Consider the following 14,150-nt stretch of genomic DNA (forward strand, 5'->3'; position numbering starts at 1 on the left):
CCGCCAGCCCAGCTAGACCGCCTGATTGAGCGGCAGAGGCCTGGTCATCGCCCGACGGCCATGGCGGCTGGCTGCTTCGGGGGGCTTGCCTTGGGCAGGGCTGCAGCTTAGGTTGATGACATTGGGGTGTAACCCGGGGTTTCGCTGGCTTTCACCAGGCCCTTGTTCATCGCGTCGTAGATGCCCTTGTCGCGCTCAGAAGTGATTTCGGCGTGATCGTCCTTGAGTTCCTTCAGCCATTCGACGCTGCCATCGTTGGAAGCGCCATCGATTACGATCCAGCGGAAGTTCCTGTAGGTCTGCGCCGCGACACTTTCATAGGTCTTGGTCAGGCCAGCGAGGTTATTCCAGTTAATGGTAACGATGCTGAAACTTGTCATAACTGATCCGCTCGTTCTGCGTGGTAGACGGTGCCGGTGCCTTAGCTCTTACTCTAGAGAAATACAAGAAACAGGCTGCTGAAATGCCTAGGAGATCTCCCCCATACATAATTGAGTTGGACAGAAACATATTGATCAAACCAAATACGAAAGGCAGTTTCATGGCGCTCAATAGATCGCCCTTGTTTTTGCAGTCCCTCATGATGCTCAGGAAACCGCCATAGAAGATCAGGGCGATGACCGGAGTTAGGAACCCGAAGCGGTAATACACGCCGACGATGCCCACGTCCGACAGGTAGAACCAGGGGTTGTAAAGGGTCGAGAAGCCGCCATTCCACTGCAGGGACAGCGCGCCCATTCCGATGTACCAGTTCTTCGCCACTTCCTGAAGAATGATCCCGGTAGTGATGTTCCGCACGCCGGGCCCGGTGGTCGCCTCGTTGAGCAGGGCGTCGAAGCGCTCGAACTGGGTGGCGTAGAAGTCCGGAATCATGAAGTAGGACACCACCAGGATGATCGAGGCGACGGCGCCCAGCTTCAGCAGCGAACCGATACGGTCGCGGAAAATCCACAGCCCGGCCAGCGCCCAGACCACCATCGTCGAGCGGGTCTGCAGGACCAGCCACAGGTAGGCGGTGAAGAGCAACAGCAGCATCACCCGCGCCAGGGTGATCTGGCGGCGCAGGCTGTACATGATCATGAACGCGCAGATGCTCACATAGCCGGAGCCGATCCGGTAGCGATTGGGACGCAGCATGCTGTCTTCGCTACCCAGCTCCTTGGCGTCCACCTCGAAGGCGAACCCGCTGTTTTGCGGGATGATCTTGAAGTAATAGAGGAAGCCTACGGCCACGCAGAACAGACCCGAGACGAGAAAGAACCGCTCGAGCTGCGGCTCCGTGGGCTTAGCCTTGTACAGCAGGAACAACGTCGGGAAGAAGATCAGGAAGTAGAAACTGCGGCGTTCCTCCAGCAGGCCGTAGACGATCGGCTGGCCGAAGTTGAGCTTGGCCAGGATCGACGACATCACCGGCAGGCAGATGCCGATGAAGACCACCCACAGGCAGGCCTTGGATTGATAGAGGCGCTTCCAGGTGACCAGCAGAAGTGCCGATGCCGCCAATATCGCCAGCAGGAACAGTTCACGCAGGTAGGGTATGCCAGCCTTCTTGTCGTCCGTGAGGAAGAAGCAGGCCGAGTTCGCCAGCACAAGCACGAACAACAGGTTCTGGTAAGAAAGAAGCTTCCTCAATGTACGAACTTCCCTTTGAGTGTTCCAGTTGATCGCTTGAAGTAAGGGGTGGATCCACCACCGCCATCGTCTTCACCGGCGACGCATCAAACCAGTGCGCGCAGATAGGCCCGCGTGTTTTCGTGTACCTGCTCGCTGTCGCGCATTTCGCTCGGCGACCACCAGCGGTAGTGCCCGTGCTGCTCGCGCGGCGGATCGAGCGCCAGGCCGGCCGGCAAATCCAGCAAATAGCCGGCCACTACGTAATGCGTGTTCGGCGAGGATGAATCCGTACCAAACACGCTGTCTTCGTAGAAGTGTTCGTAGATATCCAGCAACCGCGCCTGGGAACGCTCGAACGGGATGCCCAGCTCGCCCAGGGTGAGGCGACGGAAGGCGGCGTCGAGCGTTTCGTTCTTCTGGATGCGTCCCCCCGGGACGAACCAGAAACCTTGCGCCGGTCGGTTGAGACGTTCACCCAGGAGAATGGTTCCCTCGCCGCTGCGAACGACGAGGTCCAGGGAGATGAGCGGTGTCGCTCCGACTACCCGTCGGAAGTCCTCGGCATCGAGAAACATCCGCTCAACCCCTGACGTCGTCCAGGTGCTCGACGAACCAGCGGTAGGCATCCTGCAACCCTTCTTCCAGGCCGATCTTCGACTTCCAGCCCAGGGCTTCGAGACGCGAAACGTCCATCAGCTTGCGCGGCGTGCCGTCCGGCTTGGTCGCATCGAACGCCAGGCGACCTCGGAACTCGGTGACCTTGGCCAGGGTTTCCGCCAGCTCGCGGATGGTGCAGTCCTGGCCGGTGCCGACGTTGATGTGCGAGAGCATCGGCTGGGTGTTGGCCTGGTAGGTGGCCTCGTCCAGATTCATCACGTGGACGCTGGCCGCAGCCATGTCGTCGACGTGGAGGAACTCGCGCATCGGCGTGCCGCTGCCCCAGATCACCACTTCCTCGTCGCCGCGCAGGGTGGCTTCGTGGAAACGGCGCAGCAGCGCCGGGATCACGTGGCTGTTTTCCGGGTGGTAGTTGTCGTGCGGGCCGTACAGGTTGGTCGGCATCACGCTGCGGTAGTCACGGCCGTACTGGCGGTTGTAGCTCTCGCAGAGCTTGATCCCGGCGATCTTGGCGATCGCATAGGGCTCGTTGGTCGCCTCCAGGATGCCGGTCAGCAGCGCCTCTTCCTTCATCGGCTGCTCGGCATGCTTGGGATAGATGCACGAGGAACCGAGGAACAGCAGCTTCTGCACGCCGTTGGCATGGGCGGCGTGGATGATGTTCGCCTCGATCATCAGGTTCTGGTAGATGAACTCGGCCGGATAGGTGTTGTTGGCGTGGATACCGCCGACCTTGGCCGAAGCCAGGTACACCTGATCGATGTTCTCCGCGGCGAAGAACGCCTGCACGGCGGCCTGGTCGACCAAATCCAGCTCGTCGCGACCGCGGGTGACGATTTCCACGTCACCCTGCTGACGCAGGAGCCGGACGATCGCCGAGCCGACCATGCCACGATGGCCGGCGACGAAGATGCGTTGAGGCTGCTGCATGTTCAGTTCTCCACGGAGACCGGAACGTCATGGCCGTGCCGCTTCAGCAGGGCGTGGCGCTGGGCGACCTTGAGGTCTTCGCGGACCATCTCGGCGCACATTTCCTGAACGGTGATTTCCGGGGTCCAGCCGAGCTTCTGCTTGGCCTTGGTCGGATCGCCGAGCAGGGTTTCCACTTCGGCGGGACGGAAATAGCGCGGGTCGACGCGCACGATGGTGTCGCCGACCTTCAGCGCTGGCGCCAGATCGCCCTCGATGCGCTCGACGATGGCCTGCTCGTCCACGCCCTCGCCTTCGAAGCGCAGGGTGATGCCCAGCTCGGCGGCGGACCAGCGGATGAACTCGCGTACCGAGTACTGCACGCCGGTGGCGATGACGAAGTCATCCGGGGTTTCCTGCTGCAGCATCATCCACTGCATGCGCACGTAGTCCTTGGCGTGGCCCCAGTCGCGCAGCGAATCCATGTTGCCCATGAACAGGCAGGACTCCAGGCCCTGGGCGATGTTCGCCAGGCCGCGGGTGATCTTGCGGGTCACGAAGGTCTCGCCACGGCGTGGCGACTCGTGGTTGAAGAGGATGCCGTTGCAGGCATACATGCCATAGGCCTCGCGGTAGTTCACCGTGATCCAGTAGGCGTACAGCTTGGCCACCGCATAGGGCGAGCGCGGGTAGAAGGGCGTGGTTTCCTTCTGCGGGATTTCCTGTACCAGGCCGTACAGCTCGGAGGTCGAGGCCTGGTAGAAACGGGTTTTCTTTTCCAGGCCGAGCAGGCGGATCGCCTCGAGGATGCGCAGGGTGCCCATGCCATCGACGTCGGCGGTGTATTCGGGGGCTTCGAAGCTCACCGCCACGTGGGATTGCGCGCCGAGGTTGTAGACCTCGTCAGGCTGCACTTCCTGGATGATGCGGGTGAGGTTGGACGAGTCGTTGAGGTCGCCGTAGTGGAGGACGAAGTTTTTGTTCTCGACGTGCGGGTCCTGATAGATGTGATCGACCCGCTGCGTATTGAACAGCGAAGCGCGGCGCTTGATGCCGTGTACTTCATAGCCCTTCTCCAGAAGGAACTCGGCCAGGTAGGAACCATCCTGTCCGGTGATACCGGTTACCAACGCGCGTTTTTTTTCCATTTTTCGAAGCCTCATGCATCCAAGTCGATAGGTAAAAGGGGTAACTCGCCACGCGGACGGATCAACCGGTCCGCGCTTTCTTGATCAGCATCGTCAACCGTTCGATAACGCCGAACAGGATCACGCGGATCGATGGGAACTTGTAGAAGAAGCGGTAGGTGTCGTACTCCGCTTTGGGGTCGGAGCGGGTGCCAGCCGTCAGCCTTGCCGTTTCGATGAGGGCGATGCCCTCGCCTTCGAGGTCATAAAGGATGCTCAGTTCCATCGGCTTCATCGACAGACTGAAATTATGCAGGCCCGCCTGCTTCGACCGGGTCAGTTGCAGGCCGTTGGTGACGGTCTTGCAGCCGTACAGGTTGACGCTGAAATCGTAGGCGGCGAGCTTACCGTTCAGCCGCTTGATGCTGGACGGCGATAGCTCGCAGTAGGCGTCGTACACCGCCAGGCTGTCCTCTTGGCGGGCGAAGCGGTAATCGGTGGCCTTGAGCTGGATCGGCACCTGGAAGCGCGACGAGGCGACGTAGAAGTGCTCGCCCGGATCGCCGAAGTTGGTGCTCAGCGAGCGGTACGGGTAGACGAAGTACAGGTCGCGGGAAATGATGTAGGCGTTGTACAGCTTGAGCCACGACGACTCGGGCCAGGCGCGGATGTCGGCCGGGATGCCGGCGACATCGGAGATGTCGGTGCCGTGCGCGTTCAGCCAGGTACGAAAACCCTGCCAGTGCTTGCGCGACCATGCCTGCCCCCAGGACGCCGCCAGTTGCATGAAGTAGACGTCCGAGCCGCCGTCGTCGATCGGCGTGAACGGCAGCGCGGCGGTCTGGTTCTGCTGGTTGCCGTACAGGCTGATACCGGCCACCTGCGGCGCGTCGGCATAGAAATCCAGCGCCTTGCGGGCGTACTCGTAGAAGTGCGGAGACACGAACAGGTCGTCCTCCAGCACGATGATCTCGCCGTACTCCTCGGTCAGGTCGCCGCAACTGAGGATGTGCTGGCGCAGCCCCATGCGGGTCTCGCGCGCCATGATGCGTTTCTCGCCGAAAGGCCAGTCGAAGGCCTCGGCGACTTTCAGCGGTTCCGGATTACCCGAATTGTCCAGGCTGATGACAAGGCGGACGCCCTCGGACGGGTAGTGCGCCTTGCTCAGGGAGGTCAGCAGCCGGGCCAGGCTTTTCGGCCGGTTATAGCCGACAGCAACGATGGTGGGTGCACTCTGGGTCATTGGCGGAGCCTGTCTCTTTCGTAAGGAATACTGCTCAGTGGGCCGCCGTCGAGGACGGCCGATGGTTGTTCGCGGCGATGAGCACGGAAACGATGAGCGCCACGTAGATCAACACGCTGGCACCGGCGAAGGCCATCACTGTGATCAACGCGTCTTTCATCACCCAGGCACCGAAGAAGAGCGCGCCGAGGCGCAGGGCGGTGCTGAGCATTTCGAAGATCAGGAAGCGTCCCTGCAGCCGCAATGCGGGAATCGCCACCGTGCAGGGCCGGGTGATCAGCACCACGTATTCGGAGAGCGCCAGCCAGCGCGCGAACTCGCCCGCGGTATGCCATTGCTCACCGAAGACCAGGGCGAACAGCCAGGGCCCAGCGAGGAACACGAAACCGAAGGGCAGCAGCCCCACCAGGGCCAGCCCGGCGGTGGCCTTGGCCAGCATCGAGGTGATCGGCTCGTGACGCTGGATCGCCTGGCTGATCCGCGGGTAGTACACGTCGGCGACCGACTTGCCGATCAGGTTGGTGGGCATGCTCAGCGCCTGCTTGCAGACGGTGAAGAAGCCCGCCGCCGCCGGCCCGAAGACCGACGCCAGCACCAGCGTGGGCAGGTTCTGCGAAACCGTGTTGATCAGCATCTGCGGGAAACGGAACAGCGGGAAATCGCTGTAGCGCCGCGCTAGCTCGCCGCTGCTCATCGGCGGTTCGAGATCGACCACCGCGTCGGCCCTGTCGCGGGTGCGGCGAATGCCGATGGCCAGCATCACCGCCTGCAGCGCCGGCCCCAGCGCCGTGGTGATCACCAGCACCGCCGGTATCGCCATCAGGAAACCGCCCAGCGTCCGGATGCTGTTGTGCAGCAGGGAATGCGCGATGGCGATGCTGGCGGTGAGGCTGAAGCGCTGCTGGCGAATCAGCCACTGCTGAACGACTTCCAGCGCCGCGCCGAAGAACATCACCACCGGCAGCAGCATCAGGTACGGCGAGATTTCCTCGAGCCCCATCAGGTGCACGATCGGCGTACCGAACAACCCGAGCACCAGCGCCATCAGCGACGCCAGCACCACGGCGATCATCAGCGAGAGCTTGACCAGCCCGCGGGCATCGGCGTCGCGCTTGGGCAACACGATGGCGACCGGGTAGGTCAGCGCAGCGATCGGGATGATCATCAGCGTGAGGCTCATGAACGCGCCGAGGATGCCATAGGCTTCCGGGCCGTACAGGCGGGTGATCACCGGCATGAAGGCCATGGTCATGGCCTGCGCGCCGGCGGTTCCCGAAACCACCGTGATGATGTTGCGCAACAGCTTGCTGCGCATGCTCTGGCGCAGGAAGCCGCGCAGTTTGCCGCGCGGCTTTCCAGCGCCCCCGGTGGGGTCGACGCCGGTCATCAGCAGCTCGTTCTCAAGCGGCATTGATGGCCTTGCGCCCCATGCCGTAGTAGTCGAAGCCTTCGCGTTGCAGCTGGACCGGATCGTACTGGTTGCGTCCGTCGAGGATCAGCGGGCTCTTCAGCAGCTTCTTCAGGGCACGGAAATCCGGGTGGCGGAACGGCTTCCACTCGGTAACCAGCACCAGCGCGTCGGCATCGATGGCCGCTTCGTATTGGCCGTCGACGATTTCCAGATCGCCGTTGCTGAAATGCTCCGCCGGGAACTCCGCGCGGGCGGTCTCATGGGCGATCGGGTCGAACGCCTTCACCCTGGCGCCGGCGGCGATCAGGCTGTTGATCAGCACCACGCTGGGCGCTTCGCGCATGTCGTCGGTGCCCGGCTTGAACGACAGGCCCCAGACCGCGAAGGTGCGCCCGGCCAGGTCGCCGGAATAGTGGGTGACGATCTTGTTGAACAGCGACTGCTTCTGCAGGTCGTTGCGCGCTTCCACTGCCTGCAGCAGCTTGGGCTCGAAGTCGTTCTGGTGGGCGATGCTGATCAGCGCCTTGACGTCCTTCGGGAAGCACGAGCCGCCGTAGCCGCAGCCGGCGTAGATGAAGTGATAGCCGATGCGCTGGTCCGAGCCGATGCCCAGGCGCACGTTCTCCACGTCCACGTCCAGGCGCTCGCAGAGGCTGGCGACTTCGTTCATGAAGGAGATCTTCGTCGCCAGCATGGCGTTCGCGGCGTACTTGGTCATTTCCGCATCGCGGATGCCCATGTACATAATCCGCGGGTGGTTACGCACGAAGGGCGCGTAGAGCTCACCCATGACGCGCTTGGCGTGCTCGCTGCTGCTGCCGATGATGATCCGGTCGGGGTGCATGAAGTCGTCCACCGCCGCGCCTTCCTTGAGGAATTCGGGGTTGGACACCACTTCGAAATCGATCTCCACGCCGCGCTGCTGCAGTTGCTCGGCGACCGCCGCGCGAACCTTGTCGCCGGTGCCGACCGGCACGGTGGACTTGTTCACCACGATGGCCGGACGCGCCAGGTTGGCACCGATCTGCTTGGCCACTTCCAGTACGTAACGCAGGTCAGCGGAACCATCCTCGCCAGGTGGGGTGCCGACGGCGATGAAGAACACGTCGGAACTTTTCATCGCCTCGACCAGCGAGGTGGTGAACAGCAGTCGACCGGATTCGAAGTTGCTGGTGACGACGTTCTCCAGGCCCGGCTCGTAGATCGGCAGGATGCCTTTCTTGAGGTTCTCGATCTTCTTCGGATCGACGTCGACACAGACGACGGTGTTACCCATTTCGGCGATGCAGGCGCCGGTGACGAGGCCTACATAGCCGGTTCCGATGACGGTGATGTTCATGGAGAGGTCCCTGATTTAGACAAGATGTAGTCGTGGCAGGCGCCGGCTGAGCGGCGCCGCGAAGCGACGAGGCGGCCCTTGGGACCGCCGCGGCTCAGTAGATGTTCCGCGAGAACAGCGTGAAGGGCGTCTTGATCAGGATCTTGATGTCCAGCCAGAGCGACCAGTGATTGATGTAAGCGAGGTCTTTCTCGACCCGCTGCTGCATTTTCTCGACGGTCTCGGTTTCGCCGCGATGGCCGGTAACCTGCGCCAGACCGGTGATGCCCGGCTTGATTCGGTGGCGCGCCATGTAGGCCATGATCTTGTCGCTGTAGTACTGGTTATGGGTGACCGCGTGGGGCCGCGGACCGACCAGCGCCATCTCGCCGCGCAGCACGTTGAACAGCTGCGGCAGTTCGTCGATGGAGGTGCGCCGCAGGAAGGCGCCGACACGGGTGACGCGAGGATCGTCACGCGAGGCCTGGCGCACCACCTTGTCGTCCTGGTGGACGAACATGGAGCGAAATTTCCACACCTTGATCACTTCGCCGTTCCAGCCGTGCCGCGGCTGCAGGAAGAACACCGGGCCGGGGGAGGACAGTTTCACCGCGATCGCCGCGGCGATCAGCACCGGGCTGAGCAGCACGATGGCCATCAGCGCCAGGCTGCGATCGAGCAGCTCCTTGCTGAACACGGCCGCCGGGTGCGAACTGAGCGGGCTTTCGTTGAGGTAGATCGCCGGCAGCTGCTCGATCTGCGAGATCGACTGGTTGAGCAGCATCATGCTGCCGAAGTCAGGCACCCAGACCACATCCACGCTCATGTCGAGCAGGTCGATGTAGAGGCTTTCGATCTGCGCGATCTTGTCCAGGTTCAGGGCAATGTAGACCCGACGCACGCCATTTCGATCGATGATGTTGCGCAGCTCGGAGAGACCGGAAAGCACCGGGAACTGGCCTTCCTGATGCGGCTCGGCTTCGGCTTCCGGCGCGATCAGGCCGATCAGCGGAACGCGGTTAGAGACGCTCAGGCGCTCGGCCAGGGTCAGCGCCAGCGGGCAGGTGCCGATGATCACCGAGGTGCGTTCGTTGCGCAGTTTGCGCGAGTGCAGCGAGGCCAGGTAGCGCAACGGAATGAAGCTCAGCGACTGCACGGCCAGACCGAGCACGCCCCACAGCAGCACCAGCTCGCGGGAGAACATCTCGGTGCTGCCACTGACGAAGGCGATGAACATCAGCCCGCTGAGCAGGGTGAACCAGCCCGCCGCGAGACGGCCGAGGCCGGAACGGTAGCTGTCACGCTTGTGGTAGACGCGCCACAGCGTGTACGCCGGCACCGAGCCGAGGACCGTGAGGATCATCAGCACGCGGTACTCCGTCGGAATCTGGTCGTAACGCTGGTCGACCATGACATAGAGCACCAGGTTGGCCAGGGTAATGCCGCATAGCCATTGACCCCAGAAGGTAAGACCACGCCGGTTCACGGCTGGGTTGGTACGTTCAGCGATCATGATGATCCCTCTTTTTTACATATTTGCCGCTTTGCTCGGATGTCCTCGCTCAAGCTCCAGCAGAGCGGGACGTTCAGCCCTGCGCGTTGCGCAAGGCCATATAAATTCTGTGCTTCGGGGTAGCTGTAGCCGACGGTGCGCGCGGCGGCCTTGAGCGTCAGCACGCGCTGTTCGGTGGTCAGCGATGGCCAGCCTTCGAAGCCGATGCGGGCCAGGTCGCGGTCCATCTCGATGCGATTGGCGCCCAGGGCACTGGAGCGCGACAGTGCATCGGCGAACTCGTCATCGAATGCCTGCTGGCTGAGCTTGGTGCTGGTCAGGCGCAGCCAGGTCCACGGCCAGCCCGGACGAACCGCCAGCGACGCGCGGTAGGTCTCCAGTGCCGCCTGGCGCGAAGCCTGGGCCTCGGCCGCACCGTAGGGCGCGTCGGCGTCTTCCCAGCTGAGCACCCGGCCGAGCCGGTCGAGGTACTCGCCGTTGGGCGCCGGAAAGCGCTCGATGGCGTGCTCTGCTGCCTGGCGTCCCGCCGCCAGGGTTTCGGCGTCGGGCATGCCCTTGGCTTCCCAACTCTGCAGGAAGCGTTCGGCGCGATAGCTGTCGATGCCGGCCCGCATCATCGTCCAGGACAGACCGATCACCAGCGCGGCGAGCGGCAGCATGCCGATGCAGATGGCACGGTACAGCGGTGTCTGTTGGGTCGGCTCGGAGCGGCGCGACCTACGCTTTGCGGCGCGACCATGCGCCAGAACAGGAGACTCGGTCATGGGCGTTGTCTCTGTGGGGGTCCATGTGATTGATCAAGCGGTGGAAAGTTCGGCTTTCAGGTCGGCGGTCTGCCCAGCGAAATGGCCCTGCGCGATCCTCCAGGGCGTATCCAGCACCAGCGCCTCGGCCTTGCGGTCACCGACTATGCGCGCCGCGTGATCGCGTCCGCAGGCCAGTTCCGGTGGTCGGTGCTGCAGGTTGTGGGCGTCGCTGGCGATGATCGTCGCCAGGTCTTCCTCAAGGATCGCGTGGGCCAGCCGCCGCGCCGGTTCGCCGAATTTCCCGGCAACCGATCCGGCGGTCAGCTGCAGCAGGCAACCCTGCAGCAGGAACGGCTTGAGCTTCGACGGCATATGCATCAGTGCCTTGTTGCGCTCCGGGTGGGCGATCAGCGGAACGATGCCCTTGCCGATCAGCCACTCGGTCATGCGCTCGGCGCCGAACGGAATCTCCGCATGCGGGAATTCCAGCAGCAGGACCCGTTTGCCCTGCCATTCGCCGAGGAACGGGATGCTGCCATCGCAGACGCCCTTCATCATTTCGCTGCCGAAACGGACTTCGGCGGCGGCGCTCACCCGCAAGTCGATGCCGGCGCCTTTCAGCGCGTCGGCGAAGGCCTTGCAGACCTGCCGGATGTTGCCGGCGTCGTTGTCGTAACGACCGGGATGCATGTGCGGCGTGCAGACCATGTGCGTGATGCCATTTCCCACCGCCACGCGGGCGAGGGTCAGGGCGGTCGGCATGTCTGGCGCGCCGTCGTCGATACCGGGGAGCAGATGACTGTGCAGGTCGATCATGATGAGTGCGCTACGTGATGAATCGCCCGAGGTTGCTTACGCTTTCTCTTCGCCGTTGCTGTAACCGTAGTGGTCGTAGTAACCGCTGTAGCTGCCGTGCTTCGCGGCCTTTTGTACGTCCACCTGGTTGAGCACAACGCCGGTGAGCGGCGCGCCGCTCTGCAGCAGTTGGCCGATGCCTTTCTGCGCCAGCGGGATGGCCGTGCTTTCCGACTTGATCACATAGATCACCGCGTTGGCGAAGGTCGACAGCAGGGTGGCGTCGCTGACCGCCTGGCTCGGCGGCGAATCGACGATGATGCGGTCATAGCGTTCCTTGGTGACTTCCAGGAACTTCGCAAAGCGCGGCGAGGCCAGCAGTTCGAGCGGGTTCGGCGGCACCACACCGGCCGGCAGCATGTCGACATTGCCGACGGTCTGGATGCAGTCCTCGGCCTTCGCGGTGCCGGCGATGAGGTTGGCCAGGCCAGGCGCGCCGACCGGGAAGTCGAAGCTCTTGGCCAGAGTCGGCCGACGCAGGTCGGCGTCGATCAGCAGCACGCGCTCCAGCTGGCCCATGGCGAACGCCAGGTTGGCGGCCACAGCGCTCTTGCCCTCGCCGGGAACGGACGAGGTGATCACCACGACCTTGTGCGGCTGGCTCATGTCGCTGAGCATCACGCTGGTACGAATCGTCCGGATCGCCTCGCAGAAGCGCTTGTCCTGGCTCTGCTCGAACTGGTGGGCGATCTGTATGCGGCTCTTCTTCGGGATCAGCGGGACGATGCCGAGTACCGGCAGGTTCAGCTTGGTCTCGACGTCCTCGGGCGACTTGAAGGTGTTGTTGATCACGTCCAGCAGCAGCGCCAGGCCGACACCGACGACCAGCGACATGAAGGCCGCTATGACGATGATCAGGCGCTTGTTCGGCGCGCTGGGCTCGATCGGGGCGATGGCGGTGTCGACGATGCGCGCGTTCGACGAGTTCATGTCCGAGGTCGCTGCGGTTTCCTGCATGCGGGTCATGAAGGTGTCGTACAGGGTGCGGTTGCTGTCGACGTCGCGCTGCAGTTCACGCAGCTTGAATTCCTTGCGCGAAATGTCCTGGATCTGCGCCTTGTTCTTGTTGAACGAGGAGTCCAGCGAGTTTTCGTTGGCCACGGCCAGCTGATAGTTGCGCTCGATACCGGCGACGACCTGGTCGACCTGGGTCTGCAGGCTGGCTTTCGCCGCGCTGAGGTCGGAACGGGCGGCGATCATCGACGGGTGGTTTTCCCCGTAACGACGCGACAGCTCCTCGACCTTGGCGCGGGCGCGGGCCTCTTCCGCCTTGAACTGCTGGATCAGCGGGTTACTGAGCACCGCAGGGACGCTGGTCAGGCGATCGAGCCCGGCCTTGCGCATGGTTTCGACCTGACGGAACTGGCTCTCGGCCTCGGCGCGCGCCCGGCGGGCGTCAATCATGCGGTCGCCAGTGACCGACAGCGTGTTGGCGCTGATGGTCGACACGCCACCGACGTCCACCAGGCCCTCCGCTTCGCGATAGGCCTGCAGCTTGTCCTCGGCGCTCTGCAGGGTGGCGCGCAGTTCGGTCAACCGGGTGTTCATCCAGTTGGTCGAAGCCAGCGACATTTCCATCTGCGATTCGAGTTGCTTCTCGATGTAGCTCTGCGCCAGGGCGTTGGCGACCATCGCGGCGGTCAGCCGGTCAGGCATTTCCACGGCGACGTTGACCAACTGGCTCTTGCCCTCGGCCCATACTTCGGTGCGATGCATCAGGTTCTGGGTCACGGCGTCGAAGATTTCCGCATCGGTCATCGGCTTGTCTTCGTCATCCCCGCTGGGGACCGCACCGGGAATCAGGTTGTCGATGCTGAAGCGCTTGACCAGGCCGGCGATGTTGATCAGCGGCTGCGGCTGCTGGCGCGGGTCGAAATCCGGGTGCTCGGTGAGGCGCAGGTCGCGAACGACCTTCTCCGCCACGCCGCGGCTCTGGATCAGGCTCAGCTGGGTCTGCAGGAACTCGCTGATGCCGGAGCTCTGGTCGGTGATCGGCTGGAAGGTCAACGGCTGGTTGCCCTTGGGCTCGATCATTACCGTGGCCGAGGCCTTGTAGAGCGGCTTGATGCTCATCATCAGCAGCGAGGTCAGCAGCGTGACCACCAGCACCAGAGTGAGGATCCCCCACTTGCGCGACCAGATGGCGCGCCAGATGCGTCGCAGGTCGATGAAGTCGTTGTCATCCTCCAAGGAGGCATGCGGCAACGCCCGGTCCTTCTGGCTAATACTTTCCAAGATCATCAGAAGAATCCCTGCTCGATATTGATGGTGTCGCCCGGGTTCACCAGGGTGTCCAGCGTCGCCTTTTCAGGTTTGCGGGTGCTGTCGGCGCCGCGAATGATGGTCATGCGCTTGGTCGATGCGCGCTCGCTGAGGCCACCGGCCAGGGCGATCGCACGGTCGAGGGTCAGGCCGGGCTGATAGGGATAGCCGCCAGGCAGCTTCACTTCGCCGCTGATGTAGAACTCGCGGTAATTGATCACACTGACGGAAACGCGGGGGTCGACCAGGTAGCCGTCCTTGAGTTTCAGCGTCAGCAGCTTCTCGATCTCGCCGGTGGTCTTGCCCTTGGCCTGGACCTCGCCGACGAAAGGGTAGGAGAAGGTGCCCGCGTCGTTCAGACGGATTTCGGCGAAGCTCAGATCGGGCTCACCGAACACGTTGACCTTGATCACGTCGCCGGAGCTGAGGCGATAACCCGCGTCGGCGGCGCTGGCGATGGCGCCATAGCCGAACAACAGGATCAGGCTGAAGAACTTGAGTAGAGTGCGAATGGACATGCGCGCGATTTCCTTG

The 14,150-nt window shown here is 63.0% G+C and carries 13 protein-coding genes; all 13 read right to left on the reverse strand.

Annotated features, from left to right (window positions below; all coding sequences use genetic code 11):
* Window positions 1-107: 107 nt before the first annotated feature.
* The 13 genes from QMX85_RS19725 to QMX85_RS19785 all read right to left on the reverse strand — a co-directional run bounded on the left by QMX85_RS19725 (window position 108) and on the right by QMX85_RS19785 (window position 14,134).
* Window positions 108-380, reverse strand: coding sequence for a glycosyltransferase (locus QMX85_RS19725; protein WP_282343741.1), 273 nt, complete (start codon window positions 378-380; stop codon window positions 108-110).
* Window positions 352-1,632 (reverse strand): hypothetical protein, encoded by a 1,281-nt coding sequence (locus tag QMX85_RS19730; RefSeq protein WP_282343743.1) that lies wholly within the window; start codon window positions 1,630-1,632, stop codon window positions 352-354. The genes QMX85_RS19725 and QMX85_RS19730 overlap by 29 nt, the downstream gene beginning before the upstream one ends.
* 86 nt (window positions 1,633-1,718) lie before the next feature.
* Entirely contained in the window at window positions 1,719-2,189 is a 471-nt protein-coding gene (locus QMX85_RS19735) for a GDP-mannose mannosyl hydrolase (RefSeq protein ID WP_282343746.1), read from the reverse strand.
* Window positions 2,190-2,193: 4 nt separating this feature from the next.
* A complete protein-coding gene (locus tag QMX85_RS19740) occupies window positions 2,194-3,162 on the reverse strand; it encodes a GDP-L-fucose synthase (protein WP_282343747.1) in 969 nt (322 codons plus the stop codon).
* 2 nt (window positions 3,163-3,164) lie between these two features.
* On the reverse strand, window positions 3,165-4,289 hold the full coding sequence (gmd, locus tag QMX85_RS19745) for a GDP-mannose 4,6-dehydratase (protein WP_090224646.1): 1,125 nt from the start codon (window positions 4,287-4,289) through the stop codon (window positions 3,165-3,167).
* Between the two features lie 61 nt (window positions 4,290-4,350).
* Window positions 4,351-5,511 carry a hypothetical protein gene (locus QMX85_RS19750; RefSeq protein WP_282343749.1) on the reverse strand — a complete coding sequence of 387 codons (1,161 nt, stop codon included), beginning with the start codon at window positions 5,509-5,511 and terminating at the stop codon, window positions 4,351-4,353.
* Between the two features lie 34 nt (window positions 5,512-5,545).
* Window positions 5,546-6,922, reverse strand: coding sequence for an oligosaccharide flippase family protein (locus QMX85_RS19755; RefSeq protein ID WP_282343751.1), 1,377 nt, complete (start codon window positions 6,920-6,922; stop codon window positions 5,546-5,548).
* Window positions 6,912-8,261 (reverse strand): UDP-glucose/GDP-mannose dehydrogenase family protein, encoded by a 1,350-nt coding sequence (locus tag QMX85_RS19760; RefSeq protein WP_282343752.1) that lies wholly within the window; start codon window positions 8,259-8,261, stop codon window positions 6,912-6,914. Before QMX85_RS19760 ends, QMX85_RS19755 begins: the two co-directional genes overlap by 11 nt.
* Window positions 8,262-8,355: 94 nt before the next feature.
* Window positions 8,356-9,753, reverse strand: a complete 1,398-nt coding sequence (locus QMX85_RS19765) for an undecaprenyl-phosphate glucose phosphotransferase (protein ID WP_090224651.1) — start codon at window positions 9,751-9,753, stop codon at window positions 8,356-8,358.
* Window positions 9,750-10,517 carry a hypothetical protein gene (locus tag QMX85_RS19770; protein ID WP_282343754.1) on the reverse strand — a complete coding sequence of 256 codons (768 nt, stop codon included), beginning with the start codon at window positions 10,515-10,517 and terminating at the stop codon, window positions 9,750-9,752. Before QMX85_RS19770 ends, QMX85_RS19765 begins: the two co-directional genes overlap by 4 nt.
* Before the next feature lie 33 nt (window positions 10,518-10,550).
* Complete coding sequence (locus QMX85_RS19775) at window positions 10,551-11,315, reverse strand: CpsB/CapC family capsule biosynthesis tyrosine phosphatase (RefSeq protein ID WP_282343756.1); 765 nt, start codon at window positions 11,313-11,315, stop codon at window positions 10,551-10,553.
* Window positions 11,316-11,351: 36 nt separating this feature from the next.
* Complete coding sequence (locus QMX85_RS19780) at window positions 11,352-13,595, reverse strand: polysaccharide biosynthesis tyrosine autokinase (protein ID WP_282343758.1); 2,244 nt, start codon at window positions 13,593-13,595, stop codon at window positions 11,352-11,354.
* Complete coding sequence (locus tag QMX85_RS19785; protein WP_282343760.1) at window positions 13,595-14,134, reverse strand: polysaccharide biosynthesis/export family protein; 540 nt, start codon at window positions 14,132-14,134, stop codon at window positions 13,595-13,597. The genes QMX85_RS19780 and QMX85_RS19785 overlap by 1 nt, the downstream gene beginning before the upstream one ends.
* Window positions 14,135-14,150: the final 16 nt, after the last annotated feature.

Source organism: Pseudomonas sp. PS02288, assembly GCF_029959715.1.
Lineage (GTDB): Bacteria > Pseudomonadota > Gammaproteobacteria > Pseudomonadales > Pseudomonadaceae > Pseudomonas_O > Pseudomonas_O kuykendallii.